This is a genomic window from Arthrobacter sp. UYNi723, from assembly GCF_054057635.1.
Window position 1 is genome coordinate 122965 of sequence record NZ_JBSRZM010000008.1, and the last position, 25551, is coordinate 148515.

The window sequence follows — 25551 nt, forward strand, 5'->3', positions numbered from 1 at the left end:
CGCCCCCGGCTAGGCTCGATGCATGGAACACAGCACAAGCCTGACCCAGCACCTCCATGCCACGCCCGAAAAGGTCTGGGCGGTCATCTCGGACATCCCGGGTTCCGCCGCCACCCTGTCCGGCATCGACGCCGTGCAGATGCTCAGCGACGGGCCTTATGGCGAGGGGACGCGCTGGAAGGAAACGCGGACCATGATGGGCCGCTCGGAAACTGTGGAGATGTGGGTGGCGCAGGCTGATCCTCCCCGCAGCACCACGGTCAAGGCACTCCAGGGCGGCGCCGACTACACCTCGCGCTTCAGCCTCGCCGAGCGCGACGGTGGGACGGACCTGACGCTGACCTTCGGCGCCGACGTCGTCAAACCCACTCTGCTCAGCAAGGTCAGCATGGCCCTCTTCGGCAAGCTGGGCATGAGCATGACGCGCAAGGCGCTCACCAAGGACCTGGCGGAAATCGCGGCCAAAGCGGAATCCCTCTAGTGGCGGCAAAGGTCCACAAGGTAACGGCTCCCCGGCTCTCGCCGGTCAGCCTGGAGGACCTGACTGAAGATCCGGCCCCGGACTTCCAGCGTGGTGAAAGGTACGACGGCGTCCGGTACAGCCGGGCGGCCGCCGACGGTCTGGAGCTGAGCGGCACGGATTTTGCCGAGTGTGAGTTCCAGGGCGTCTCCTTCAACGACGCCCAGCTCCGCGGGGCCACCTTCCGGGACTGCATCCTGTCCGAGCTGTACGCGCCGGTGTTCCGGGCCGCCCGCTCCACGTGGCGGGACGTGCAGCTGAACAATCCCCGGCTGGGCTCGGCAGAGCTGTATGAGACGGGCTGGCAGTCGGTCCGGATCGACGGCGGCAAGCTGGACTTCCTGAATCTGCGCGGGTCCAAGCTGACGGACGTTGTCATCAGCGACTGCATCATCAGCGAACTGGACCTCGGTTCCGCCTCCGGGACGCGGGTGGCGCTCAAGAACTGCACCATCGGCACCCTGGATCTCACAGGCTCGCGGCTAAAGGACTTTGACGTTCGCGGCACGGACTTCCGGACCATCAGCGGCCTCGGCAGCCTGGCCGGCGTGGTGATCGACGACTATCAGCTGAGCCTGCTGGCGCCGCTCCTGGCCGGGCACCTCGGCGTCCTTGTCCTGTGAGTGTAGTCTTTATAGAACGAACGGTCGGTAAATAGGGCGGTCACTGGACGGCCCCGAAGATTCCGGCTCCCTGGCGTAAAGGATTTGTTCTTATGGTCGAGGCTTTTCTTGTTGGCGGCGTCCGCACTCCCGTGGGCAGGTATGGCGGTGCGTTATCGGCGGTCCGCCCGGATGATCTGGCTGCACTGGTGGTTCGCGAGGCCGTGACCCGTGCCGGGCTGGATCCAGACAGTATCGAGGAAGTCATCCTGGGCAACGCAAACGGCGCTGGCGAGGAGAACCGCAACGTGGCCCGGATGGCAGTCCTGCTGGCCGGGCTTCCCCTCCACATCCCCGGCATCACGGTCAACCGGCTGTGCGCGTCGGGGCTGAGCGCCATCATCCAGGCCAGCCACATGATCAAGTCCGGCGCCGCGGACGTGGTGATTGCCGGCGGCGTGGAGTCCATGAGCCGGGCACCGTGGGCCCAGGAAAAACCCGCCACGGCGTTCGCCAAACCGGGACAGATCTTCGATACGTCCATCGGCTGGCGCTTCGTCAACCCCCTCTTCCAGAAGGGCGGGCTCGCCCGCGACGGCAAGATGACCTACTCCATGCCGGAAACCGCGGAAGAAGTGGCCCGCATGGACGGCATCACCCGCGAGGACGCCGATGCCTTCGCGGTCCGCTCCCACGAGCGTTCCCTCGCCGCTATTGCCGCAGGGCGCTTCAGGGACGAGATCGTCCCGGTGACGGTCCAATCCCGCAAGGCCGAAACCGTGGTGGACACCGATGAAGGACCGCGTGCCGGCACCACCCTGGAAGTCCTCGCCGGGCTGCGCCCCGTGGTTCGGGGCGGTTCCGTGGTCACGGCCGGGAACTCGTCCACGCTGAACGACGGCGCTTCGGCCATCATCGTGGCGTCCGAGGCCGCCATCGCACGGCTGGGCCTGACGCCGCGGGCCCGGATCGTCGACGGCGCCTCCGCCGGCTGCGAACCCGAAGTCATGGGCATCGGCCCGGTCCCGGCGACGCAGAAAGTGCTCGCACGGAGCGGGCTCAGCGCGGGTGACCTGGGCGCCGTCGAGCTTAACGAAGCGTTCGCCACGCAGTCGCTCGCGAGCATGCGCCGGCTCGGGCTGGACCCGGACACGGTGAATAACGACGGCGGCGCCATCAGCCTGGGGCATCCGCTCGGTTCCAGCGGATCACGGATTGCCATCACCCTGCTGGGCCGGATGGAACGCGAGGACGCCAAAATCGGCCTGGCTACGATGTGCGTCGGCGTGGGCCAGGGCACCGCGATGCTGCTGGAGCGTGTCTGATGCCCGCCCCGGAAAGCGCGAACGGGCACTTGAGCCCCTCTCCAGACAGCGCGAACGGACACTTGAGCACCCGCGACTTCCGCACGCTCCTGGTCGAGGAGCGGGAGGACCGCGTGGTGGTCCTCCTCAACCGCCCGGAAGTCCGGAATGCCATCGACCAGCAGATGGTGGACGAACTGCACGTGGTCTGCGCTGCGCTGGAGCAGAATCCCAAAGTCCTGATCATTGCAGGGGTCGACGGCGTCTTTGCCTCGGGTGCGGACATCGCCCAGCTGCGCGAGCGGCGCCGCGATGATGCCTTGCAGGGCATTAACTCCACTATTTTCGTGCGGATCGCTAAGCTGCCCATGCCGGTCATTGCCGCGCTGGACGGCTACTGCCTGGGCGGCGGCGCCGAGCTCGCCTACGCCGCCGACTTCCGGATCGGAACGCCCAGCGTGCGGATCGGCAACCCCGAAACGGGGCTGGGGATCCTCGCTGCGGCCGGGGCCAGCTGGCGCCTCAAGGAGCTAGTGGGGGAGCCGGTGGCCAAGCAGATCCTGCTCGCGGGCCTGGTCCTCCGGGCCGAGGAGGCCCTGGCTGCCAGCCTCATCACCGAAATCCACGAGGCACCGGACCTGATGGATGCCGCGCACAACCTGGCGGACCGGATCGGCCGCCAGGATCCGCTGGCCGTGCGGATCACCAAGTCCGTTTTCCACGCCCCGGCCGAAGCCCACCCTTTGATTGACCAGCTGGCACAGGGGATCCTTTTTGAATCCCAGGCCAAGTTTGACCGAATGCAGGCTTTTCTCGACAAGAAATCAGAGAAGAAGAAACCATGACGAACCCGAACCTTCCCTCCACTGTCGGCGTCCTCGGGGGCGGCCGCATGGGCGCGGGGATCGCCCACGCCTTCCTGATCAACGGTGCCGACGTCCTGGTGGTGGAGCGCGACGAAGCGTCCGCCGAAGCCGCCCGGGAACGGGTGGAATCCGCCGCCGCGAAGAGCATCGAACGTGGAGCCACCGACGTCAACCTTGATGAGATGGTGTCGCGGCTCGCTGTCACGGTGGATTATGACGACTTCAAGGACCGCCAGCTGGTGGTCGAGGCCGTCCCCGAAGAGTGGGGCCTGAAGGTCACCTCGCTCCGCGGCATCGAGGCGCGCCTGGCCGATGACGCCTACCTGGCCTCCAACACGTCGTCCCTGTCCGTCAACGGACTGGCCCGCGAACTCAAGCGGCCGCAGAACTTCGTCGGCCTGCACTTCTTCAACCCCGTCCCCGCCTCCACCCTTATCGAAGTGGTGCTCGGCGAGCAGACGTCCCCGGACCTGGCTGAGGCGGCGAAACGGTGGGTCGAGGCACTCGGCAAGACCGCCGTCGTCGTCAATGACGCACCGGGCTTTGCCTCGTCACGGCTGGGTGTGGCCATCGCGCTGGAGGCGATGCGCATGGTGGAGGAGGGGGTGGCGTCCGCGGCGGACATCGATGCCGCCATGGTCCTGGGCTATAAGCACCCCACGGGCCCGCTGAGAACAACGGACATTGTGGGCCTGGACGTGCGGCTGGGCATCGCCGAGTACCTGCATTCAACGCTGGGGGAGCGGTTCGCGCCGCCGCAGATCCTCAGGGATAAGGTGGCCCGCGGAGAGCTTGGACGGAAGACCGGCAAAGGATTCTTCGACTGGGCTGAGTAGGATTTCCGGGTGACCCTCTTTGAACCCATCACCCTGACCGGCCGGCACGTGATTCTCGAGCCGCTGCAGCGGGATCACCATGATGGCCTGGTGGCGGCCGCGCAGGATGGCGAGCTGTGGAAGCTCTGGTACACGTCTGTCCCGGCGCCGGACGGGATGGCGGCGGAGATCGACCGCAGGCTGGCGATGCAGGATCAGGGGTCCATGCTGCCGTTCACCACGCGGCTGATCGATCCTGCCACCGGCGGCCCGGGCCGGATCATCGGCATGACCACGTACTGCAATATCGACGCCGGCACGCCCCGTGTGGAGGTCGGTTACACGTGGAACGCCGCGTCGGTCCACGGCACCGGCACCAACCCCGAATCCAAACTGCTGCTGTTGCGGCACGCGTTCGAAACCCTGGGCTGCGTGGCCGTGGAGTTTTCTACGCACTGGCTGAACCTCCAATCCAGGGAAGCGATCGCCAGGCTGGGTGCGAAGCAGGACGGCGTGCTGCGCAGCCACCGGCGGACCAGCGACGGCGTCCTGCGTGACACCGTGGTGTTCTCTATCCTGGAGCACGAGTGGCCCATGGTCCGGAACGGGCTGGAGCACAGACTTGCCAAGCACGCGTGACGGCCGGATCTCCGAGTTGTTGTCCAGATAAACCCCTCAAACAGCCCCAAAAGCGGCGTTATCTGGACAAAAACTCGGGAGGGGCTAGCTCGGAGCGAAGGCGCGTTGGCTGACCAGTGAGGCATGGTAGCCCCGGCGGTAGCCCTCCCCGGTGGGATGGAAATTGGCGGGGTCCAGGATGTTGGCGGCGTTGAAGTTGATCCATGGCGTCACGGAACCCACGCCGTGGCCCGCAAAGGCGCTCGTGACGTCCACGAATTGGGATCCTGTTCCGGCGGCGACACCTGCGATGACACCGTTGAGCCCGTCGACCATGGGGTTGACCACCAGGGCGAACGGGTGGTCAGGGGCGAAGAGGCGCGGATAGCCCGTCAGGACGATCTTGGCGTTGGGTGCCTGGGACCGAACCACGCCGACCATGGTCAGCAGGGACGTCGCCAGCGTACCGTCCGTCAGTTTTGCCTGCGCGGCACCGAGGGCGCCTCCGCACTGTGCTGACGATGGGGCGGGGAGGCAGGCCAGGAGGATATCCGTGGTGCCAACGTCGTTTGCGCCAACCGTAATGGTGATGACCTCGGCGCCGGCGACGCTGGCCGGCAGGTTGGCAGCGACTGTTCCGGCCGTATACCCGGAGCAGCCTGCATTCGCGTTCAGATGTACGTCCCGCAGGTAGTCCGCAAGGACCGGATACCCTATGCGGCTCACAAAGCACGCCCGGTCCGTGTAGGGTACCGCGCCTTGCCCGGCGGCGTAGGAGTCACCCAGCGCCACATAGTCGGTTTGGGGCGGCGCCGCCGCTTCGGCCGGAATGGCCGTGAAGCCCAAGGCCATTGCCATGGTGGCGAGGCCTGCTGCAAAAGCCGAGCGTCGTCGTCGTACTGTTGAAGTTGCCATCGAATTCCCCTTTTGACTATCAATTGGACAAGTGAGACAGGCAAGTAACAGCCACCGTACGCCCCACGCACAAGCCCGTCACGGACCCGGAGTACTCGATTTTCTGTGCGGCTACCTGCCCCACTACGCGCCCATCGCGTGCGGGTAGTGGCGGCTGTGTGGTTAGCTGTCCGGGTGGAGACGACAGGGGGAGCCGTGAGCTGGGACGGAGCCGTGAATGCCTGGCACGTTGACGGCCGCGTTTACCGGATGGGGCGCCGCGAATGGCTCACCGAGGCAGGTTGGCGGCAGGCGTACGACGACGGCGTCCGCACGGTGATTGATCTCCGTGACTCCCGTGAAGCGCATCGCCGGGACACCGACCCTGCGGTGACCGAAGCGGCCTGGTCCGGCGTCACGATCGTCGCCGCACCCACTGAAGAACCCGATGATCCGCGGTTCACTGCCGTCGGCGGACCGTACCTCAATGATCCCGCCCATTATCTGCACAACGTCCGGCTCTACCCGGAGAAGTTCGTGGCGGTGTTCCGCGCCGTCGCGGCAGCCGAGGCCGGTGCCGTCGTCATTCACTGCGCCGCGGGCCGGGACCGGAGCGGCATGGTGGCGGCCATGCTGCAGGACCTCGCCGGCGACCCGGACCAGCTCATTGCAGACGGCTATGCCAAAGCCGCCCGAGGCATCAACGAACGCTTCCGGACGCACGGCCCGCCCCATGCTGGCGAACGCTACATCGACGACGCCGAACTGACACCCCTGCTGGAGCGGCGCGGCCGGGCCGTGGTGGAGTTTGTCCGGGAGTTGGACACGCGCACCTTCCTGCTGTACAACGGCCTGTCCGAGGCCGAACTGGGCGCCGGCCTGAGCCTGCTCGGCAGCCGGGTGGCGCCATGAATTCCATGAAGTATGTGGCGGCGTCGCTCGCGGTGTCGGGAGTGGTGATGCTTGTGGCCGGGCCGTCCTGGGCCGTCCTCGCTTCAGATTTCGGGACTATGGAGGAGAACTTCGGGCTCGGCGACGGGACCGTCGACGGCGAGTGGCTCACGGGCCAGATCGTCCTCATGGTGGGCGGGGCAGTTTTGTGCCTGGCCGCGGTGGTCGCCGCGAATATGGCACGGCGGAGCGATACAGATGAATAGAACGAAAGCGACGGCAAACAGTTTGAAACGTGTATTTGCAGCAGCAGCGGCTGCCGGAGTGGCACTTTCCGTGGGGCTCGGGGCCGTGCCGGCCTGGGCGGTTGAGCAGCCGGCCGTTGAGCCGTTGCCGGCCGGTTCGCCTGCCGTTGCTTCGCCGGCCGTCGTGTCGGCGGACGCTGCGGAACGCCCGACGGCGGGAGGTTCCGGAGGCGGTGACGCGCAGCCTAGCGACGCCCACCCCGGCGACGCCCGCCTTCGGGAAGCTGCCCTCCGCGATCTTGGCCTGACCCCCGAAGAGTTCGCGGCTGCGGGCCAGCTGGGCAAGCAGGCCGCGGACGTTGTGGCGGCCCTGCAGGATATCTCCGGCTACCTCGGAACACGGATCCACGACGGCCGCATTTTGGTTGCCGGCACCGGGGCCGAGCTGGAAGCGGAGGTGGCACGGCTCAGCGCGACCATCCCGTCCGTCGACCTTGAAACGGCACCCGACGCGCCGCCGTCGGATGCTCCCACTGAGGACACTGACGCGCCGGCCGCGACGGGCACCCAGGCGACCGGCACTCCGGCGACCGGCACCGAACTGGCCCGGAGCACCCAGGAGCTGTACCAGGCGTACCTCCGCGACGTGGGCGCGGCTGGGTTGCAGGCCGTGGCGTACACCGGCAGCAGGTTCGTAGTTCGTACCGGCGGAATCAACGGGTCCGAGGCCACAGTGCCTGATTCGCCCGACGACGCCGGAAAATCGAGCCTCACCAGCGCAAACTCGGACGGCAAGATCTCGCCCGCCGAGTTTGTGGCCCGCTACGCCAACGTGCAGCTCGACGCCGGGGCGCCGCTCGCGCCGCAGGCCGACCTTTCCGGCGGCCAGGGCTACTTCACCGACATCGGAGAAATCTGCTCCGCTGGCTTTTCAGTTTTTGACCCTGCAGGCCTGCCGGGCGTCCTCACCGCCGGACATTGCACGGATGACGGGGCCGCGGCAACGGCCACCGTGGAATTTCCGCAATGGAACCGTGGCGACGTGTTGGGGACCTTCGGGTTCAGCCAGTTCGGCGGACCCGGAAACACCACGGTCCTGCGCCCTGGCAACGATGATGACCCCGGCAACGTCGGCACGGACATCGCCGTTATTGGTCAACTTCGCGCCGACCTCGATCCACTGCCCGCCGCCAGCACATGGAACGATCCCTCGCAGGCCGGCAGGGACGTCAAGATCATCGGAACGGCCGCCCCGGTAATCGGCATGCCGGTCTGTCGCTCCGGCCGAACCTCAGCGTGGTCCTGCGGAACCATCGACGAAGTGGGGATCTACGTGGCAGGCGGGCTCAACTATCCGACGGATCCGACAGACCTGCGGGCCTTCAACGGTTTCCTGTCCTTCGATGTCCAGTCCAGCGGCGGCGATTCCGGCGGGCCCTGGGTCAGCGGCAACTACGCCGTAGGCACTCACTCTGCAGGAGAAGAGGCACCCAAACCAAACGAAGCGCCGCCGGTAAACTTCGCCGTGGCCGCCACGCTGCAGGACTCATGGGCCGTACTTCCCGGCTACCAGCTGGAACTCTTCCTCAACAAGCCGACGGTGACGTCGCCCGCGCCGGGGGCAACGTTCGACGCCGGCCAGACAGTCACCGGCATGGTGGCCGCGGCTCCGGCGTCGGCTGTCGCGGCGGGTTCGAAGGTCAGGATCACCGTGAGTGGGCAGGGGCCTCTTGAGGTTCCCGTGGATGCTGGCGGTGCGTGGTCCTTTACTGCCCCCGCGGTGGCCGGCCCGCTGCGTTTCACGGCCGAAACGGTCAACGGATTCAGCACATCCGGAGCCGTGGCCTTCGACTTCACCCCGGTCAGCCAGCCCTCCCAGCCAGCCCCGCAATCTCAGCCCCCGGCTGCGGTGCCAGCCGCGAACGGTGCGCTGCCCCCAAAACGTGACAGCGCCGCCGTCGTACGTCCGCTGGGTGACAGCCGGGCCGCTAACCTGGCCAACACCGGCGCCTCCGGGCTGATTCTGTTCGCCGGCCTGGCGGCTGGTGCGCTCGCCGTCGGCGGTGTGTTCCTGGTGTTGGCGAAGCGGCGGCGGAAGCGGCAGCGCCCCACCCCAACTGAGTAGCGCTATCTGTCGTTTTGACCGCTCAAAACGACACTTCGTGCGACCTACATGGGGTGGAACGGCTACTTCTTCGGCTTCATCAGCAGGTTGGTGATGCGCAGGGTGCAGAGGCGCTGGCCGGCGTCGTTGGTGATGAGGACCTCGTGCGTGGTCAGGGTGCCGCCGAGGTAGATCGGCGTGGCGGTGATGGTGATCTTGCCCTCGCGCGCGGAGCGGTGGTGCGTCGCGGAGACGTCCACCCCCACGGCAGTTTTCCCCAACGTGCTGGCGTGGATGACCGCCGCCCAGGAGCCCACAGCCTCGCCCACCGCCAGGGACGCGCCGCCGTGCAGCAACCCGAACGACTGCCTGTTGCCCTCCACAGGCATCGTTGCCACCACCCGATCGACCGATTCCTCCAGGATTTTCACGCCCATCTTCACGTCGAGCTCGCCGAGGACGATCTTCCACGGTGTGGCACCCGGCGTGGCGCCCGGGGTGGTGTCCGGCGCAGCGGCGTCGGGGGATAGGGCGGTCATGGGTCTCCTTTGGCGAGGCTGAACTTCCAGTGTGCGGTACGGCACAGTCATGTACTGTAGACATATTACCGAACGGACGGTCAGTAAAGCCCTGGCCGCGTTTTGTCCCCGCCTTGGAAGGACCCGTCAACGATGACCACCACTGCAGAAACCACAGTCGACACCGTCCAGACCGTTCCCAGTTTCATCCAGGATTCCTGGTGGACTCCCGACGCCGGTTCGGCAGCGTCCGCTGTCCCCGTGCGCGATGCGAGCACCGGAGAAGTCCTGGCGAAGGTGAGCACCGACGGCCTGGACCTTGCCGCCGTCGTGGATTACGGCCGCACCACGGGACAGGCGGAACTGGGCAAGCTGACCTTCCACCAGCGCGCGCTCAAGCTCAAGGAGCTGGCCCAGTACCTGAACGCCCGGCGCGAGCATTTCTATACGTTTTCGGCGCAGACCGGTGCCACGAAGATCGACTCGATGATCGACATCGACGGCGGCATCGGCGTCCTCTTCACGTTCGGCTCCAAGGGCCGGCGCGAGCTGCCCAATTCGCAGGTAGTGGTGGACGGTCCCATGGAGGTGCTGTCCAAGGACGGGTCGTTCGTGGCCGAACACATCTACACGCGCATCCCCGGCGTCGCCGTGCAGATCAACGCGTTCAACTTCCCGGTCTGGGGCATGCTGGAGAAACTCGCGCCAGCATTCATCGCCGGGGTCCCCACCATCGTCAAGCCGGCCACCCCCACCGGGTATGTGGCCGCGGCCGTGGTGAAGGCGATCATCGAATCCAACATCCTGCCGAAGGGCTCGCTGCAGCTGATTTCCGGCTCTGTCCGCGGCCTTCTGGACGTGCTGGACTACCGTGACCTGGTGGCCTTCACCGGCTCCGCGTCCACCGCGCTGTCCCTGAAATCGCATCCCAACGTGGTGCAGGGCGGCGTCCGGTTCACGTCCGAAACGGACTCCCTCAACGCCGCCATCCTGGGGCCCGACGCGGTGGAGGGCACCCCGGAATTCGACGCTTTCATCAAGTCAGTGGTCACCGAAATGACGGTCAAGGCGGGCCAGAAGTGCACGTCCATCCGCCGCGCCATCGTCCCGCAGGAGCTGGTGCCGGCGGTGATCGCCGCGATCGGAAAGCGCGTGGATGAGCGGGTGGTGCTGGGGGATCCCCGCGCCGACGGCGTCACGATGGGCGCTTTGGCGTCGCTCGAGCAGCTCACCGACGTCCGCGCCGCGGTGCAGTCAATGCTCGACGCCGGCGGTGAGCTCGCGTACGGGACGCTGGATTCGCCGTCGGTCACCTCTGCCGGCGGCGCCACGGGCGTAGTGGATGCCGGCGCCTTTATGTCGCCGGTGGTGCTGACATGGGCTGACGCGGAGACTGACGCGATCCACTCGCTGGAGGCGTTCGGCCCGGTGGCCTCCGTGATCGGATACAAGGACCTGCCTGACGCCGTCCGCCTCGCCGCCCGGGGCGGCGGCTCCCTCGTGGCCTCGGTGTGCACTAACGATCCTGCCGTAGCCCGCGAACTCGTCACCGGGATCGCCGCCCACCACGGCCGTGTCCTGATGCTCAACCGCGAGGACGCCCGCAGCTCCACCGGCCACGGTTCGCCGGTGCCGCACCTGGTCCACGGCGGGCCGGGCCGCGCCGGCGGCGGCGAGGAGCTGGGCGGCATCCGCTCGGTCATGCACCACATGCAGCGCACCGCCATCCAGGGCTCGCCCAACATGCTCACCGCCGTCACCGGCCTCTGGCACGCCGGGGCGGACCGGAACTTTACCGTGGAGACCGAGGGAACGCACCCGTTCCGGAAGTCGCTTGCTTCGTTGCGGATCGGTGACGCCGTCCGGTCCGACCTGCGTCAAGTGTCCCTGGCGGACATCTCGGCGTTCGCCAACTCCACCGGCGACACCTTCTATGCCCACACCAACCAGGAAGCGGCCGAAGCCAACCCGTTCTTCCCGGGCATCGTGGCACACGGGTACCTGCTGCTGAGCTGGGCCGCCGGGCTGTTTGTGGAACCGGCGCCGGGCCCGGTCCTGGCCAACTACGGCCTGGAGAACCTCCGCTTCATCACACCTGTGGCTGCCGGGGATTCCATCCGGGTCACCCTGACGGCCAAGAAGATCACGCCGCGCGAAACCGACGAGTACGGCGAGGTGGCCTGGGACGCGCTCCTGACCAACCAGAACGACGACATCGTGGCCACCTACGACGTCCTCACCCTCGTCGAAAAGTAGCCCCACCCCGGACGCTCTCTCACTTAATGTACGGTTTCCGGCGACGCTCTCGCACTGGTGCGAGAGCGTTGGGGTTTTTCCCGCATTATGTGAGAGGGCGTTTGGATCTTTCCGGGTTGCTGCGGCGTAAAATTTCCACCGTAGGAGGTGGCGAAATGAACCTAGCCCTGAACACAGCCACAACCATCCTGCCTGTCGATGACGCAGCGCGTGCCCGCAGTTTCTACACCGAAAAACTGGGCCTCCCGCACCGCGGAATCACAGACAATGGAAGCGAATTACTCGGTAGCGACGGCGGCCCGATGCTGCAGTTGTTGCCGGTCTCGGACGGGAAGCACTCCGAGCACACCGCCCTCAGTTTCGAGGTGCGAAACATTGAGCGGATCGTGCAGGACATGGAGGCCAGGGGCGTCCGTTTCCAGGATTACGACCTGCCCAACCTGAAGACCGAGAACCACATCTGCACCACGGACTCCGAGAAATGCGCCTGGTTCATGGACACGGAGCACAACATCCTCTGCGTTCACGAGACGTTGGGCATGCAGGCCGAATACCAGCTCTGACGCATAGGCGGGTCGCAGCATTCCCCTAGTGCTGCGCGTGGAGCCCGTCGAACGCGATGGTGATGACGTCGTCGGCCAGTTTTTCCGGTGTGAGGGAGCCGCCCGGTTTGTACCATTCCACGATTGAGTTGATGGTGCCGAACAGCAGGCGCGTGACGGTGCGCGGATCGATGTCCTGGCGCAGCGAGCCTTCGTCGCGGGCTGCGGAAATGAGGGCGGCCACCTCGTGATCAAACGCGCGACGGCGTTCCAGGGCGTCGCGTTCAATGTCAGTGTTGCCCCGCAGCCGCAGGAGCAGCGTGACAAACGGCAGGCGCTCCACCAGCACGGCAACAGTCTGCCGCAGGACAAATTCCAGCCGTGCGTCCGCCGCGCCGCTTTGCGCCCCGGGCTGTTCGAGGATTGATTCCAGGCCACCGAGCGCATGGTCAAGGGCGAGCTTCAGGAGGTCGCCCTTGGATGGCACGTGGTGGTAGATGGCCGATTTCGAGATGCCCAGGTTCTCGGCCAGGATCCCCATGGAAGTGGCGTCATAGCCGTGCCGGTTGAAGACGTCGACGGCGATGAGCAGCACCGACTGCTGGTCGTAACCGGGACGGCCGCGCTTGCTGGGGACTGCTGTAGTGGGCATACCGGCTATTTTCCCACGAACGTTCGGTAATCCCTGCAGCGCCGCAGCCCAACACGTTCGCCCACGACGCTACTGGGCCCTACGCCTTGGGCCGCAGGTCGTAGATCCGCCGCAGCTTGCCGTTTGACCGCTCCAGTGAACCCGGCTCCACCACGTCAACGGCGCACGAAGAACCCACGTGGATCTTGATCTGCTCCTGCAAGGTGCGTGCCGCCGTCGTACTCTGCTCAACTGTCACCGCGTCCCGGCGCTCGATCTTGACCGTCAGCTGGTCCATCCGCTGGCCTTCGGGACGGGTGAGTTCGAGCTGGAAGTGCGGGCTGAGCTCGGGGATGCGCAGCGCGATTTCCTCGATCTGGGACGGGAACAGGTTCACGCCGCGCAGGATGATCATGTCGTCGCTACGGCCGGTGATGCGGCCCATCCGGCGGTGCGCGGGGCGGGCGGTGCCGGGCAGCAGACGGGTGAGGTCCTTGGTGCGGTAGCGGATGATCGGCAGGGCTTCCTTGGTGAGCGACGTAAAGACCAGTTCGCCATGTTCGCCGTCGCGCAGCACGTTTTCCTTGCCCACTGAGGGATTGAACGCGTCGATGATTTCGGGGCGGAAGTGGTCCTCCCAGATGTGGCTGCCGTCCTGGGTTTCCACGGCTTCGCCGGCGACGCCCGGGCCCATCACCTCGGACAGGCCGTAGATGTCGCAGGCCTTGATGTTCATGGTGACTTCGAGTTCGTGCCGCATCTCCTGCGTCCACGGTTCGGCGCCCAGGACCGCGTACTTGAGGGAGGTCGACGTCGGGTCGATGCCCATGTGCGCCATGGCATCGGCGATGGTGAGCAGGTACGTGGGCGTGGCCAGGATGGCGTCCGGCTGGAAGTCCTGGATGAGCTGGATCTGGCGTTCGGTCTGCCCGCCGGACATCGGGATGACGGTGCAGCCCAGCGCTTCGGCGCCGGCGTGCGCGCCCAAACCGCCCGTAAACAGGCCGTAACCGTAGGCGTTGTGGACCTTCATTCCGGGCCGGACGCCTGACGCGCGGAGGCAGCGCGCCACCAGTTTGGCCCAGTCGGCCAGGTCCTGCTTGGTGTACCCGACGACGGTGGGCCGGCCCGTGGTGCCCGAACTTGCGTGCACGCGGGCTACTTCGCTCTGCGGCACGGCGAACATGCCGAACGGGTACTCGGCGCGCAGGTCTTCCTTGGTGGTGAAGGGGAAGTTGCCGAGGTCGCTGAGTTCGCGGAGGTCGGCGGGGTGGATGCCGGCGTCGTCGAACTTGCGCTTGTAGAGCGGCACGCGGTCGTAGGCGTAGGCCACGGTGTGCTGCAGGCGGGTGAGCTGAAGGGCCTCGAGTTCGTCGCGGGAGATGGTTTCTTCGCGGTCCAGAATGGGATCTGTGCCCGGGGCGGTGGACTGAGGCAGGGGCGTTTCGGGGGCGTGGAGGGTCATGGTGTCCTACTTCTTGGGGATGGTGCGGCTGCGTCCGCGGAACTCGGCGATGAGTTCCCCCGGGTTGCCGGAACTGGGTAGCGAATCGGGCTGCGCACCGGGCTGCGCGTCGGCGTCGGCCGCGAAAATCTGGATGTCGTAGAGCCCGCTGCGCCCTGAGCTGGACCGGCGGTCCGCGACGGCGGTGATCACCTGGCCGCGGTAGGCCGGCTTCAGGAAGTTGATGTCGACGCCGGCGGCAACGGTGATGCTGTCGGCCTCTTCGGGGGTGGGATTGACCGGATTGCAGGCCAGGGCGAACGCGGAATCGGCGAAGGCGAAGATCATTCCGCCGTGGGCCATACCGAACCCGTTGAGCATTTCCTGCCGGAGCGTCATGCGGATGGTGGCGTGCCCGTCGCTGACGGCGAGGACTTCGATGCCCATCCATTCGGAGGCGTAGTCGTTTTCCAGGATGGGGTGGGTGGCCCCGGAGAGTGCTGCTTCAGCCATGCGTCATTGCCTCCAGCTTTATTTACCGAATGTTCATTAGGTAATCCCAGATGCGGGTCCGGTGTCAAGGCCATACCGGTCTGTGGGTACCCCTGATTCGGTGGGACCCCCGGCACGGAAGTGCAAGGATGGAGGGACCGGCACCACGCACAGCAAAGGGCGGACCATGGCCAAAGGCATCTACGTCAGCGCGACCACTCCGGGATCGGGCAAATCGCTCGTGGCCCTGGGCCTCGCGGACACGCTCCACCGGCACGCGGACCGGATCGGCTTCTTCAAACCGGTGGTCCACGGCCCGGACGCCGCCAACGACCCCATGGTGGCGCTGATGAAATCACGCTTCGCGCTCGACGACGACCGTTGCCGTGGCGGCCTGACGTCCACCGAAGTGCGTGCCCTCCTGGCAGACGGAAAACGCGCTGACATCGATGCCCGCTGCGTGGAGATCTTCGCCGAGATTGCCAAGCATTGTGACGTGGTGATCGTGGAGGGGACGGACCTCACCGGCCAGGACGCCGCCGTCGAGTTTGACCTCAACGCCCGGCTGGCCAACAACCTGGCCGCGCCGGTGGTTGCCGTGGTGGGCGCAAAGGGGCTCAGCGTCTTGGAGGCCGCGGCCGCCGTCGAGGTTGCCCGCAAGGAGCTGGTGGCGGAAAAGTGCACGTTGCTGGCCATCATGGTGAACCGCGCTGACCCGGACCTGGTGGAGGAAATCGCGGCCGCCATCAAACCGGGTGCATCCAACCGGCCCGTGTACGTCCTGCCGGAGCTGGAGGAGATCGCCCGGCCCACCACCGGCGAGGTTGCTGCGGCGCTCGGGGTGCGCCAGATCGCCGGCCTCGCGGATATGGAACGCGACGTGCGGGACATTAAGGTGGCGGCCATGAATGTGGGCAACTTCCTGAATGTGCTGGACGAGGGTGCCCTGGTGATCGTTCCGGGCGACCGCGCGGACGTGATGGTGGCCTGCCTGGCGTCGTCGTTCTCGCCGGAGTTCCCGGTGCCGTCCGCGCTGATCCTGACCGGTGGGCTGGCCCCGGACGCCAACATCTACCCGCTCCTGGCGCAGGCGCCGTTCCCGGTGTTTGCCGCCAGCCAGGACACCTACAGTACCGCCAAGCGGGTCTCCGAGGTCCGCAGCGAGATCTGGTCCGGGCACCGCCGCAAGGTGGCCTCCGCGCTGGGCCTGTGGTCCAAGCGGGTGGATGAGGCCGAGCTCGTGGAGCGCCTGCACCTGCCGCGCCTGGAACGGATGACCCCGCTGCGGTTCCTGCACGACCTCATCGAGCGGGCCAGGGGGCAGCGCCGGCACGTGGTGCTGCCGGAGGGAACGGACGTCCGGATCCTGCAGGCCGCCGAAATCCTGCACCGCCGCGATGTCTGCGATCTCACCCTGCTGGGACCGGATTCGCAGGTCCGCGAGCTGGCAGCGGCCAACGGCATCGACCTCGCCGGGATCAACATCGTGGACCCGGCCACCTCGGAACTGCGGCAGGGGTTCGCGGAGAAGTACGCCGAGCTGCGCGCGCACAAGGGCGTGGACCTGCCCAAGGCCCTGGAAATCATGCAGGACGGCAGCTACTTCGGCACCATGATGGTCCAGCTGGGAGTGGTGGACGGCATGGTGTCCGGCGCCGCCCACACCACCGCGCACACCATCCGCCCGGCGCTGGAGTTCGTCAAAACGCGCGACGGCGTGAAGATCGTGTCCTCCGTGTTCCTGATGCTCATGCCGGACCGGGTGCTGGTCTATGGCGACTGCGCCGTGAACCCCGATCCCAACGTGGAGCAGCTCGCGGACATCGCCCTCGCCTCCGCCGAAACCGCCGTGCAGTTCGGGGTGGAGCCGCGCGTCGCCATGCTGTCCTACTCCACCGGCGGCTCGGGCTCCGGCGAGGCCGTGGACGAAGTCCGGCAGGCCACCGAACTGGTGCGTGAACGCCGCCCGGATCTCGCCGTCGAAGGCCCCATCCAGTACGACGCCGCCGTGGACGCCTCCATCGCGGAGTCCAAAATGCCCGGCTCGTCGGTGGCAGGACAGGCGACCGTGTTCATCTTCCCGGACCTGAACACCGGCAACAACACGTACAAGGCGGTGCAGCAGAGCTCGGGGGCGGTCGCCGTCGGGCCCGTCCTGCAGGGCCTGCGCAAGCCGGTCAACGACCTCTCGCGCGGCTGCACCGTGGAGGACATCGTGAACACGGTGGCCATCACGGCCATCCAGGCGCAGGTGCCGTCCCCGGCAGGGGCCTAATACCGGTGGTTGAGCTTGTCGAAACCCCTCGACCCGGTTTCGACAGGCTCAATCACCGGTGCCGGAGCCGCGCTGGTTAGCTGTTTTCCGGCTTGGCCACGCTGTCCGGGTCTTCTTCCTTGGCCGGCTCGTCGGAGAGTCCTTCGGGCGTGAGGTCCAGGTTTTGCGGATCCTTGGGTTGCTCAGCAGCCTCGCCCACTTCGTCGACCTTGGGGCTTCCGGTGTCGTCCAGGGCCGGGTTGGCGCCCTCGACGACGGTGGGGTCCTTGGTGCCCGAGGCGGGTTCTTCCGTCTCGGGTTCGGTGTTGTCGGGCTGAGTGGTGTCGTTCGGCATGGAAGTCCCTCTCTGGGTAGTGCAACGTGTCCGCCGACTCTAAGCGCCTGCCGCGGCTGACGCAACGGCAGGCGCGGGGTGAGCCGGTCCGCAGCCTCAGCCCTGACGGGCCTTCATCCGCGGATTCTTTTTGTTGATCACAAAGGTGCGGCCCGGCGTCGGACGATCTGGGCGCCGGGAACCTTCTTCAGGGCGCGGAGGGAATTTCTGACTTTCATGGGCTTGCTCCTTATTTTAGTGGCGGTTGATGGGCCGTTCAGAACGGGGCGGGGTCGAGCTGGAACGGGTCGGTCAGACCGGCGAACCCGGCCTCCATTTCCGCGTCGGTGAGTTCGCAGGCGGAGAGCAGCTGCGCAATTTCCGCCGGGTCCATGCCCTCTCCGGTCGCGGCCAGCACGCTTCCGCGGTCCCCGTGTTCCGGATGCCAGTCCAGGTGGGCGTCCACATGGTTGAGGGGATCGGGCGCCGCACCGGCGTCCTGGTCTGCCAGCCACGGTCCGGTATTTTCGAGCCAGACACGCGGGCCGATGCCCTGGATGGCGATCCGGCACTGCGGTGCGGCGGCGATCCACAGGCGTCCCCGCAACCAGCAGCACCCTTCCGCGAGGGACGCCAGGGCGTGCCGGAACCGCTCAGGGTGCAGAGGCCGTTGGGCCCGGTGGGTGACGGTAGTGAACGGTGACGTTGAGGACGACGCCGGGATCCGCACCGAACCGGGGACCGTCCGGCTCAGGGCGTCATGGTAGTTGTGGCGGCCTGGGCGGATGAGGCGGGCGTTTTCCGCCACGTCAGCGTGAGGGGCCAGTTCCCTGACCAGTTGCACGCCGCGAACCCGCAGGGCGGGGTCGGCCGGAAACAGGTCCACCTCCGCCAGCAGGACGGTGTCATTGAACGACAGCTCGCCGATAAGGAATTCACCAGCCGTGCGCTGGTCCTCCGGGACCGGCGTGAACCCGGACTCAAACAGGGTGTGGTGGTCCCAAATGTGGTCCTCCAGCGTGTCAGGGGCGCAGGCAAGGACAGCGGAATCAATCGTCACCGGGCGGGAAAGGCCACGCCGCAGGGCGCCGATCGCGGCCTCCGCGGACACGGCCGGAGGGAGCCCGATGATGGCCTGGGTCTCCCCGCGTTCCAGCAGCCGCTCGATGGTGGGCACGAGGTCCAGCCGCACGGTGCAGCTCAGGCAGCCGTGTTCCAGCTGCGTCTCGGCGCGCTCCACAAGTCCGGACTGGCTGCAATGCCGTTTACTTTGTGGTTTTTGGTGTTCGTTTGAGGGGCCAGTTGGACATTTTGCGTTTGATGGCGCGGGGGGACGGTGCGTTGTCGGCGTGGGGGCAGGAGTTCGTGGAGGATTTCCCGGCAGAAGATGGTGAAGGCTTCAGTCAGCCTGTGAGGGGGAAAAAGCCGGGCGCGCGGCGAGGGATCGCCGCGCGGCCCGGAGGGTGCGTGTAAACGAGAACTGGAGGGGGTCTTCGTCGAATTCCGCGGCGACGGCGCCGATGAGGGACCGGATCGCGTAGTGCGCGCACAGGTAGCCGTAGATTTCCTGGAGCACCCCGTCGGGTGTTTTGGAGCGCAGGACGATGTCGGGGCCGCGCTGGTGGGTTTTCAGTTCGTCGAAGCTGGACTCAATTTCCCAGCGGCGGGCATATAGGCCGGCCAGGTCCTCGGAGGAAGCAGCGGCCGGGTCCAGGATCGTGGTGATCAGCAGGAACGTGCTGATCTCCTCCCCGGTGGTGACCTCGTACTCGATCACCCGGACCGGGATCCCGTTGCTGTCCTGGCGCCGGTCTTTGGTGGACGGATACACGGCCGACAGGTAGGACCCGTCCTCGAACTCCTCAAGAACGGGCAGCACGCTGTTGGCTTTCATCCGCCACAACAACGCCGCCCCCGTCGCGGCACTGTCCTTCCAAGCGGTGTAGGAGAAGAATCGGCGGTCGGCCATGGCCAGCATGTCCTTGGCCAGGTCTGCGAGGAGGGCCGGATACATGTCGTGTTCGGAGGTGTGGCAGCCCGAGACCACTGCGGAGGTGACCGCATGGGTGCCGCACTCCACCAGGCCCAGCACCCGTGCTTGCGGGAACGCGCTCTTGAACTCCGTTTTCGTCCCCGGCCGCCCATACGCGCGCTCGTTCGCGGGGGTGTCGGCCAGATCCAGGGTGGTCCCGTCCACGGACATCAGCCGCCACCCCTTGTAGAACCCGGGACCGCCCGGGACTGCGAACGGTTTCGCGACCTCGGCGAACAACGCCACCATCACCGCGGACCCCAACCGGTTCCTCGCCTTGTAGATCGCTGCTTTCGTCGGCATCGTCCACTCACGGAAACGGCCCGCCAGCCACTCCATCCCGGCCAGCAACGACCGCATGACCTCCTCATACGAACCATTGGAAAACAACGCCAAAGCCATCACGTAATAGACCATCAACCGCGACGGCAACAACCGATTCCGCTGCTCCAACGCCCCAGTACGCCCGATCACCGCGTCGACCACATCAGCCGGGAAGACCCGCGTCAAAACACCAAGAGAAACGTGGTCACTCAACCGCTCCGGACCCTCCGGGGTCACCCATCCACTACGCGCCATGCCGAAACATTAACACACCCGTGCTAAGTAAACTGCATTGGGACTGGCTGGAGATCCTGCGGATGACCACGCCGTTCTCCAACAGGTCGTGCAGGACCACCACGGCGCCGGGATTGGCCGCGGCCGCGTCTTGGCAGGCTTGCTGGCGGCACAGGGCGTCCAGGGAGCTGATCACAGTGATATGCATGCCGATCACTCTAATGAGAATCATTAGCATTTGCAACCGAAGTATCCAAGCGGCAACTTATAGAGTGGATCCCAGGGAGCGCTGCGCCAGGCTCGGGCACACCCCTCGTCAGCTGTGCCCGGCGGCACCAAGGCTTCAGGAGGCCCCATGCTTGTGCTCGTTATCAATTCCGGTTCGTCCTCGCTCAAGTACCAGGTCCGTGACGTGGCCGCCGGCATTGTGCTGACCGAGGGGCTGATCGAGAAGATCGGCATGGGCAACGGCGGTGATGGCGACGGCGAAATCGAGGGCCCCCGGGACCATGCGGAGGCGCTGGAACTGGTGGATGCCGCGATCCATGCCGAGCTCGGAGACCTCGAGCTGGCGGCGGTGGGCCACCGCGTGGTGCACGGTGGCGAGCGGTTCGCCGAGCCGGTGCTGATCGACAACGAGATCACCCGCGCCATCGAGCGGCTCAATCCGCTGGCGCCGCTGCACAACCCCGCCAGCGTCCTGGGCATCCGCGCCATCAGCAGGAAGTGGCCGGACCTGCCGCAGGTGGCCGTGTTCGACACCGCTTTCCACCGCACCCTGCCCGAGCATGCCTGGCGCTACGCGGTCCCGGACGAGCTCTACACGAACCACGGCATCCGCCGCTATGGCTTCCACGGCACCTCGCACGAGTACGTCACGCACCGCGCCGCCGCGCTGCTGGATCTGCCCCTGGACGAGTTCGACGGCGTGATCGCCCACCTGGGGAACGGCGCCTCCGTGACGGCCATCCGTCGCGGTCATTCGGTGGACACGTCCATGGGCTTCACCCCGCTGGAGGGCCTGGTGATGGGCACCCGCTCGGGCGACCTCGATCCCTCCATCCTGGTATTCCTGGGCCGGAACGGGTGGACGCCGGAGGACATCGACACCATGCTCAACCGCGAATCGGGGCTGAAGGGGCTCGCCGGGAACAACGACATGCGCTCGGTGGTGGAGGCGTCAGAGGCCGGCGATGCCAAGGCTTCGATGGCGCTCGCGGTCACGTCCTACCGGCTGGCAAAGTACATCGGCGGGTACCACGTGGCCGTCGGCGGCGCCAAGGCCCTCGTGTTTACGGCGGGGATCGGCGAAAACTCGCACCAGTTCCGCGCCCTCGTGACTGACAGGCTGCACGCACTGGGCATAGAGCTCGACGCCGGCCTGAATAGTCTGGGGTCCAAGGAACCGCGGGTGATTTCCTCGGCAGCGTCCGTCATTCCCGTTTTGGTGGTGCCCACCGACGAGGAGCGCGCCATCGCAGAGGCAACTGCCGCCGTCGTTGGTGGTTGAGCTTGTCGAAACCCGGTGATCGAGCTTGTCCACCCCCGGTGGTTGAGCCTGTCGAAACCCGGATCTCGACAAGCTCGATCACCGGGCTGCGGGGTAGCCTCAGTCCATGCCTGAGATCACTTTGCCCATCCGCACCGAGCGTTTGATCCTGCGCCGGTTCGAAGCTGCGGACCTGGACGCCTTCCATGCCTACCATTCGCTGCCCGAAACGGCCCGCTTCCTGCCGGGGGAGGCCAAGAGCTACACCAAGTGCATGGAGTCCGTGGGCAAGTACGCCAACTTCGTCTTCGAGAAGGAGGGCGACTGGATCTGCCTGGCCATCGAGGCCGTGGACGGCCCGGGACTCCTCGGCGAGGTGGTGCTGAAGTGGCTGTCGGGCAGCGGGCAGGGCGAAGTCGGGTGGAGCCTGGCGCCGGCTGCGCGGGGCAAGGGCTACGGGGCCGAGGCCGCGGATGCGGTGCTGAAGCTGGGGTTCGGGGAGCTGGGGATGCACCGGATCGAGGCAAAGCTCGACGCCCTGAACACCGCCTCCGCCGCCTTGTGCGAACGGCTGGGCATGCGGTTGGAGGCCCGGCTGGTGGACAAGTGGCATTACAAAGGCCAGTGGGCCACCGAGCTGGGCTACGCGATCCTCGAGGACGAATGGCGCGCGCGCTCCCGGTGATCGAGCCCGTCGAGATCCGATCGATTGCTCCGTAACGGCCCTTTTGACCCCTGAAAACGGCGGTTACGGAGCAACCGGTGGGTTATCTCAGGCCATTGACTGCCTGCTGGGCCAAGGCCAAACTGGCGTTGTGCCTAGCTGCCGGCCATGCCGCGCTGGCAACAGGCGTGTCCAAGGAGAATCCGATGCCCACCGTGGAAGAAAACGTCTACATTGCCCGCCCGCCACAGGAAGTCTTCAATTTCCTGTCAAAGGGCGAAAACATTCCAGTCTGGGACTCCTCGGCGGTCCATGCCGAAACGGTCGGGACCGAGCCTGTTGCAGTCGGCACCCGGGTCAAGGGCGCCAGCAAGGTGGTGGGCAGGAAATTCGACTGGACAACGGAGGTCATCGAATTCCAGCCTCCAACCCGCTTTGTATCCCGCTCGGTGGAAGGAAAGCTGGAATTCACTGTAACCAATGTCCTGGAACCTGAAGGTGACGGGACCCGCCTGAACTTCCGGATCGATGCGGCATCCGGCCTGGGCGGGGTGTTCGGCAAACTGGCCGACCGGTTCGTGGAACAAGCCCAGGCCCGGACCGTCCGTGCCAACCTCGAGACACTGGCCGAACTGCTGGCCGAGCACCCCGAATACGGCAGGGATGACGGCTGAGTCGCGCGATCCGGGTTTCGACAGGCTCAACCACCGGATTTGGCCCGGTGATCGAGCTTGTCGAGATCCAGGGTTCCAATGGGTTATTTGAGCCCGGCCCCGGGGAGCAATTCAACCGCGCCGAGGGAGTCGGCGAGGAACGCGTAGTCCCACGCCCGCTCGCGCCACTGGACATAGCGCCCGGACGCGCCGCCGTGGCCGCCGTCCATTTCGATCTTCATTACCACAGGCTCCGTGCCGGTGGTCTTGTTCCGCAGCTCCTGGACCCACTTGGCCGGCTCCACGTATAGCACCCGGGTGTCGTTGAACGAGGTCACCGCGGCCACCTTGGGGTACGCGACTGAATGCACATTCTCGTACGGCGAGTACGACTTCATGTAGGCGTACACGTCCGGGTCCGTGATGGGGTTCCCCCATTCCTCCCACTCTAGGGCGGACAGCGGAAGCTCCGGGTCCAGGATGGTGGTGAGGGCATCCACAAACGGCACCTGCGCCACCACTGCGGCGTACTTTTCCGGTGCGAGGTTGGCCACGGCACCCATCAGCAGGCCGCCCGCCGAGCCGCCCAGCGCCGCAATCCGGGACGGATCCACCCAGCCGGATTTGGCCAGCCAGTCGGTGGCGTCCACAAAGTCGGTGAAGGTGTTCTTCTTGGCGAGCTTCTTGCCGTCCTCGTACCAGTGCCGGCCCAGCTCGCCGCCGCCGCGGATGTGCGCGATCACAAACACCACGCCGCGGTCCAACAGCGATAGCCGCGCGATGCCGAAACCGGGGTCCATGCTCAGCTCGTAGGAGCCGTACCCGTAGACCAGGCCCGCCGCCGTCGAATCCTGTTTGAGGCTCTTGTGCCGCAGCACAGACAGGGGGATCCGCGTGCCGTCCGCGGCGTCGGCCCATTCGCGGGTGGCCACGTAGTCGCTACCGTCGTAGCCGCCCAGCACCGGGCTTTCCTTGCGGAGCAGCAGTTCGCCGGCGGGCTGCGCCGGGGTGGGCAGCACAAAATCGTAGACGCGCGACGGCGTGAAGTAGGACGTGTAGCCCAGCCGGATGACCGGGGCCTCGTAGTCCGAACCGCCGACGCCGGCCGTGTACAGCTCCTCGTCGAACGCCGGTTCCACCGGGGCTTCCTGTGCGCGCGTACCGAGGCCAGCCAGTCCCATCACCTGGACGCGTTCGATGGTGTCCTTGCGGACGGACACAATCAGGTGCGTGGAGGTGACGCCGGCACCGTTGACGCGGACGTCGTCGGAATGCTCGACGACGGTGCTCCAGTTCTGCTCGGCCAGCGGCTTGGTGAGCTCGGCGGGGTCGATCACGGAGACCATGGAGTTGATGGCACCGCGGTTGTGGGTGAGCAGAATGCGTTCTGACTTTTCGCCGTCAGGACCGGTGAGCAGGAACGGCTCGGCCTCGTAGAGGACGCGCTCGTCCCGCGAAATCACTGTGGTCAGGGCCGCCGTCGGGTCATCGAAACGCAGCAGGCGGGTCTCGCTGTACTCGGAGCAGCCGATGCCCAGCACGAGGTGGCGCCTGTCAGAGGAGAGCTCAAAGCCCAGCCACATGGCGACGTCGTCCTCCTGGTAAATCACCTCATCGTCGGTGACCGGCGTGCCCAGGACGTGGGACTTGACCTGGTAAGGGCGCCACGAATCGTCCACCACGGTGTAGAAAATGCGGGTGCCGTCGGGGGAGAAGCTGACGCCGTAGAAGATGTTCTCGATGACGTCCGGTAGGAGTTCACCCGTGCGGAGGTCCTTGACGTGGAGGGTGAAGCGTTCGTCGCCGGCGTTGTCCACGGCATAGGCGTAAAGGTGCCCGTCCACCGTGACGGCCGAGCCGCCCACCGAGAAGAACGGCTTGCCTTCGGCCTCGATGTTGCCGTCCAGCAGCACTTCCTCGCCGGGGATTTCGACGCCGGCCTCCACTGCGGGGGGAGTCCAGTCGGCCACGGGGTTGCCGGTGTCCTGGGCGCGGACGCGGCACTGGATGCCGTACTCCTTGCCCTCAACCGAGCGGCTGAAGTACCACCACCCGTCCTTGCGGTTCGGGACAGACAGGTCTGTCTCCTGGGTGCGGCCCTTGATTTCCTGGAAGATGGCCGCGCGCAACGGCTCCTGGTGGGCGGTGACCGCCTCCTGGTAGGCGTTCTCGGCCTTCAGGTGCTCAACCACCTCGGCAGATTCCTTCTCGCGCAGCCACTCGTAGTTGTCCACGAAAGTGTCGCCATGGTGCGTCCGCTGGTGCGGGACCTTCTTGGCCACGGGGGGCGCGGGGGAAGCGGGGGCGGACGAACTGGCGGAATCCTGCAGCGGAGTCTGGGTCATGCCTTCAATATATAGAGCCGGGCCGACAAAAAGGCCGCCGTTCGCTACCGGGGTAGCCCCGCCAAACGCTCTCTCACTTTGGGTGCCCAACAGCCAAACCCTCTCGCAGTTCCCGCCAGCGATGCGGCCGCCGGTGAGAGAGCGTCGCTGGAAAACCCGCATCAAGTGAGAGAGCGTTCGGACCGGCCGCTAAGTTACCGGCCGGAACCCCTTGAACCGTTCTCCGCCGGGTGCTAGAACGGCATTACCGGGAGGATCCGGACGCGTTCTTTTTCATCTGCCTCTTAGGGCGGTTAGCCGTTTCGGCACGCCACAGCGCCAGTCAGCGCATCGGCAGTCTGCGGGCGACCCTTCCGATACGGTGGTCCCCGGCCTCGCCGGGGACCACTTTTTTGTGCCCCTGGCCGTGCTTTTGCGGGGTTGCCACAGAACGCGGAGCGGGACCTTGACAGGGCGTCATTATCGAGGGCTAATTGTAAG

Annotated in this window: 25 protein-coding genes and 1 pseudogene; 15 read left to right on the forward strand and 11 right to left on the reverse strand. The window is 66.3% G+C overall.

The annotated features are described in order from the left end of the window. Positions 1-22 precede the first annotated feature (22 nt). From ACVWY0_RS08680 to ACVWY0_RS08705, 6 genes are all read left to right on the forward strand, one after another. Entirely contained in the window at positions 23-481 is a 459-nt protein-coding gene (locus tag ACVWY0_RS08680; protein ID WP_485836331.1) for an SRPBCC family protein, read from the forward strand. Beyond that, positions 481-1143 (forward strand): pentapeptide repeat-containing protein, encoded by a 663-nt coding sequence (locus tag ACVWY0_RS08685; RefSeq protein WP_485836332.1) that lies wholly within the window; start codon positions 481-483, stop codon positions 1141-1143. The genes ACVWY0_RS08680 and ACVWY0_RS08685 overlap by 1 nt, the downstream gene beginning before the upstream one ends. Positions 1144-1235: 92 nt before the next feature. Next, entirely contained in the window at positions 1236-2447 is a 1212-nt protein-coding gene (locus ACVWY0_RS08690; protein ID WP_485836333.1) for a thiolase family protein, read from the forward strand. After that, a complete protein-coding gene (locus ACVWY0_RS08695) occupies positions 2447-3271 on the forward strand; it encodes an enoyl-CoA hydratase/isomerase family protein (RefSeq protein WP_485836334.1) in 825 nt (274 codons plus the stop codon). The genes ACVWY0_RS08690 and ACVWY0_RS08695 overlap by 1 nt, the downstream gene beginning before the upstream one ends. Next, positions 3268-4128: a 3-hydroxyacyl-CoA dehydrogenase family protein gene (locus ACVWY0_RS08700; protein WP_485836335.1), complete on the forward strand. Its 861-nt coding sequence runs from the start codon at positions 3268-3270 to the stop codon at positions 4126-4128. Before ACVWY0_RS08695 ends, ACVWY0_RS08700 begins: the two co-directional genes overlap by 4 nt. Before the next feature lie 9 nt (positions 4129-4137). Then, positions 4138-4746: a GNAT family N-acetyltransferase gene (locus ACVWY0_RS08705; RefSeq protein WP_485836336.1), complete on the forward strand. Its 609-nt coding sequence runs from the start codon at positions 4138-4140 to the stop codon at positions 4744-4746. An 84-nt stretch (positions 4747-4830) separates the two neighbouring features. On the opposite strand, the gene ACVWY0_RS08710 is transcribed toward ACVWY0_RS08705, so the two are convergent. Beyond that, complete coding sequence (locus ACVWY0_RS08710) at positions 4831-5640, reverse strand: SGNH/GDSL hydrolase family protein (RefSeq protein ID WP_485836337.1); 810 nt, start codon at positions 5638-5640, stop codon at positions 4831-4833. A gap of 195 nt (positions 5641-5835) precedes the next feature. Here ACVWY0_RS08710 and ACVWY0_RS08715 point away from each other — a divergent pair, with 195 nt between their 5' ends. Genes ACVWY0_RS08715 through ACVWY0_RS08725 form a run of 3 tightly spaced genes read left to right on the forward strand, consistent with a single transcriptional unit; the run spans position 5836 to position 8880 of the window. Then, the gene (locus ACVWY0_RS08715) at positions 5836-6531 is read left to right on the forward strand and encodes a tyrosine-protein phosphatase (RefSeq protein ID WP_485836338.1); all 696 of its coding nucleotides are present in this window, start codon (positions 5836-5838) and stop codon (positions 6529-6531) included. After that, complete coding sequence (locus tag ACVWY0_RS08720) at positions 6528-6776, forward strand: hypothetical protein (RefSeq protein ID WP_485836339.1); 249 nt, start codon at positions 6528-6530, stop codon at positions 6774-6776. Before ACVWY0_RS08715 ends, ACVWY0_RS08720 begins: the two co-directional genes overlap by 4 nt. A gap of 22 nt (positions 6777-6798) precedes the next feature. Next, positions 6799-8880 carry a S1 family peptidase gene (locus tag ACVWY0_RS08725; RefSeq protein WP_485836340.1) on the forward strand — a complete coding sequence of 694 codons (2082 nt, stop codon included), beginning with the start codon at positions 6799-6801 and terminating at the stop codon, positions 8878-8880. A gap of 62 nt (positions 8881-8942) precedes the next feature. Here the strand turns inward: ACVWY0_RS08725 and ACVWY0_RS08730 are convergent, their stop codons facing one another. Next, positions 8943-9296, reverse strand: a complete 354-nt coding sequence (locus ACVWY0_RS08730) for a PaaI family thioesterase (RefSeq protein ID WP_485836375.1) — start codon at positions 9294-9296, stop codon at positions 8943-8945. A 234-nt stretch (positions 9297-9530) separates the two neighbouring features. On the opposite strand from ACVWY0_RS08730, the gene paaZ reads away from it, so the two are divergent. Beyond that, entirely contained in the window at positions 9531-11633 is a 2103-nt protein-coding gene (gene paaZ / locus ACVWY0_RS08735) for a phenylacetic acid degradation bifunctional protein PaaZ (protein ID WP_485836341.1), read from the forward strand. A 155-nt stretch (positions 11634-11788) separates the two neighbouring features. After that, positions 11789-12196 carry a VOC family protein gene (locus ACVWY0_RS08740; protein ID WP_485836342.1) on the forward strand — a complete coding sequence of 136 codons (408 nt, stop codon included), beginning with the start codon at positions 11789-11791 and terminating at the stop codon, positions 12194-12196. A gap of 25 nt (positions 12197-12221) precedes the next feature. Here the strand turns inward: ACVWY0_RS08740 and ACVWY0_RS08745 are convergent, their stop codons facing one another. The 3 genes from ACVWY0_RS08745 to ACVWY0_RS08755 form a co-directional block, all read right to left on the reverse strand. Continuing rightward, the gene (locus ACVWY0_RS08745) at positions 12222-12827 is read right to left on the reverse strand and encodes a TetR/AcrR family transcriptional regulator (protein WP_056346431.1); all 606 of its coding nucleotides are present in this window, start codon (positions 12825-12827) and stop codon (positions 12222-12224) included. Positions 12828-12906: 79 nt separating this feature from the next. Further along, positions 12907-14271, reverse strand: coding sequence for a phenylacetate--CoA ligase PaaK (paaK, locus tag ACVWY0_RS08750; RefSeq protein ID WP_485836343.1), 1365 nt, complete (start codon positions 14269-14271; stop codon positions 12907-12909). Positions 14272-14277: 6 nt separating this feature from the next. Further along, positions 14278-14763 (reverse strand): hotdog fold thioesterase, encoded by a 486-nt coding sequence (locus tag ACVWY0_RS08755; protein WP_485836344.1) that lies wholly within the window; start codon positions 14761-14763, stop codon positions 14278-14280. A gap of 166 nt (positions 14764-14929) precedes the next feature. Between ACVWY0_RS08755 and pta the strand changes: the two genes are divergently transcribed. Then, positions 14930-17017: a phosphate acetyltransferase gene (pta, locus tag ACVWY0_RS08760; RefSeq protein ID WP_485836345.1), complete on the forward strand. Its 2088-nt coding sequence runs from the start codon at positions 14930-14932 to the stop codon at positions 17015-17017. Positions 17018-17093: 76 nt separating this feature from the next. Here the strand turns inward: pta and ACVWY0_RS08765 are convergent, their stop codons facing one another. The 5 genes and pseudogenes from ACVWY0_RS08765 to ACVWY0_RS08785 all read right to left on the reverse strand — a co-directional run bounded on the left by ACVWY0_RS08765 (position 17094) and on the right by ACVWY0_RS08785 (position 20128). After that, entirely contained in the window at positions 17094-17351 is a 258-nt protein-coding gene (locus ACVWY0_RS08765; protein WP_485836346.1) for a hypothetical protein, read from the reverse strand. Between the two features lie 96 nt (positions 17352-17447). Then, positions 17448-17569, reverse strand: a pseudogene (gene ykgO, locus ACVWY0_RS08770) (type B 50S ribosomal protein L36). Positions 17570-17607: 38 nt separating this feature from the next. Further along, entirely contained in the window at positions 17608-18570 is a 963-nt protein-coding gene (locus tag ACVWY0_RS08775) for a GTP-binding protein (protein WP_485836347.1), read from the reverse strand. 159 nt (positions 18571-18729) lie between these two features. Then, positions 18730-19941 carry an IS4 family transposase gene (locus ACVWY0_RS08780; RefSeq protein ID WP_485836348.1) on the reverse strand — a complete coding sequence of 404 codons (1212 nt, stop codon included), beginning with the start codon at positions 19939-19941 and terminating at the stop codon, positions 18730-18732. Next, complete coding sequence (locus ACVWY0_RS08785; RefSeq protein ID WP_485836349.1) at positions 19931-20128, reverse strand: hypothetical protein; 198 nt, start codon at positions 20126-20128, stop codon at positions 19931-19933. The genes ACVWY0_RS08780 and ACVWY0_RS08785 overlap by 11 nt, the downstream gene beginning before the upstream one ends. A gap of 147 nt (positions 20129-20275) precedes the next feature. Between ACVWY0_RS08785 and ACVWY0_RS08790 the strand changes: the two genes are divergently transcribed. From ACVWY0_RS08790 to ACVWY0_RS08800, 3 genes are all read left to right on the forward strand, one after another. Further along, entirely contained in the window at positions 20276-21430 is a 1155-nt protein-coding gene (locus ACVWY0_RS08790) for an acetate kinase (RefSeq protein ID WP_485836350.1), read from the forward strand. Positions 21431-21536: 106 nt separating this feature from the next. Further along, entirely contained in the window at positions 21537-22094 is a 558-nt protein-coding gene (locus ACVWY0_RS08795) for a GNAT family N-acetyltransferase (protein WP_485836351.1), read from the forward strand. Between the two features lie 95 nt (positions 22095-22189). After that, positions 22190-22747, forward strand: coding sequence for an SRPBCC family protein (locus ACVWY0_RS08800; RefSeq protein ID WP_485836352.1), 558 nt, complete (start codon positions 22190-22192; stop codon positions 22745-22747). Between the two features lie 83 nt (positions 22748-22830). Here the strand turns inward: ACVWY0_RS08800 and ACVWY0_RS08805 are convergent, their stop codons facing one another. Then, positions 22831-25071 (reverse strand): S9 family peptidase, encoded by a 2241-nt coding sequence (locus tag ACVWY0_RS08805; RefSeq protein ID WP_485836353.1) that lies wholly within the window; start codon positions 25069-25071, stop codon positions 22831-22833. Positions 25072-25551 lie beyond the last annotated feature (480 nt).